This window comes from Acinetobacter sp. 228 (genome assembly GCF_048147885.1).
The window spans coordinates 1-1,073 of record NZ_JAYWYV010000551.1; the positions used below are offsets into that span (position 1 = coordinate 1).

General features: G+C 41.6%; 1 protein-coding gene. It reads left to right on the plus strand.

Annotated features, from left to right (window positions below; all coding sequences use genetic code 11):
* Window positions 1–266: 266 nt before the first annotated feature.
* A partial coding sequence (locus VXQ92_RS20710) for an aspartate kinase (RefSeq protein ID WP_416683038.1) occupies window positions 267–1,073 on the plus strand: 807 nt, incomplete at its 3' end.

Here is a 1,073-nt window from a genome sequence, read left to right on the forward strand (position 1 = left end):
GTAATGAAGTGGGAGGAAGAATGCCAGCAAAAGAAGCAACTAAAAAAAGCTATATAAGTTGTACCGAAGCTAACAATCAGCAAACTTGATGAAATTAGTCCAGATCAATGATTGTTAGCATATTTACGTTACTATATACTGTCCGCCGAATCACGGCTTGCTAGATAAACTCAGCAATTTCATTTATGTACATAATGGTGTACATATAATGAAACCAAGGAAGCAAGAATATACTTTTCCCGTTTAATTATAAGGGTTTAGGCGATATGGCATTAATCGTTCAAAAATATGGCGGTACTTCTATGGGTACCCCCGAGCGCATTTTAAATGTTGCTCGTCGTGTGAAGCGTTGGCATGATCACGGTCACAAGGTTGTTGTGGTCGTATCTGCAATGAGTGGTGAAACAAACCGCTTACTTGCCCTCGCTAAAGCCATTACCGAAACACCTGACCCACGCGAGTTAGACCAAATGGTTTCAACTGGTGAACAGGTGACGATTTCCATGTTAGCTATGGCACTTAATTCGATTGGTGTGGAAGCTAAATCCTATACCGGACGTCAAGTCGGTATTAAAACTGACAGTGCATTTACTAAGGCGCGTATTGAGTCGATTGACACAGATGTCATGACCAATGACCTAGATGCAGGCCGTGTTATTGTAGTTGCAGGCTTCCAAGGCTTCGATGCCAACGGAAATACTACAACTCTAGGACGTGGTGGTTCAGATACTTCTGGTGTTGCCATTGCAGCTGCCCTAAAAGCAGATGAATGCCAAATTTATACTGACGTTGATGGGGTTTATACAACCGACCCTCGTGTTGCCCCTAAAGCGAAGAAAATCGATCGTATTTCTTTTGAAGAAATGCTAGAAATGGCATCATTAGGTTCTAAAGTTTTACAGATTCGCTCAGTAGAATTTGCCGGAAAATATCAAGTTCCTTTACGCGTATTATCAAGTTTTGATAATGATGACGACGGCGCATTTGACGACGAATTTAAAGAAAATGTAGGTACACTCATTACTACTGAGGCAGAAGACACTATGGAACAGCCAATCATTGCAGGTATCGCT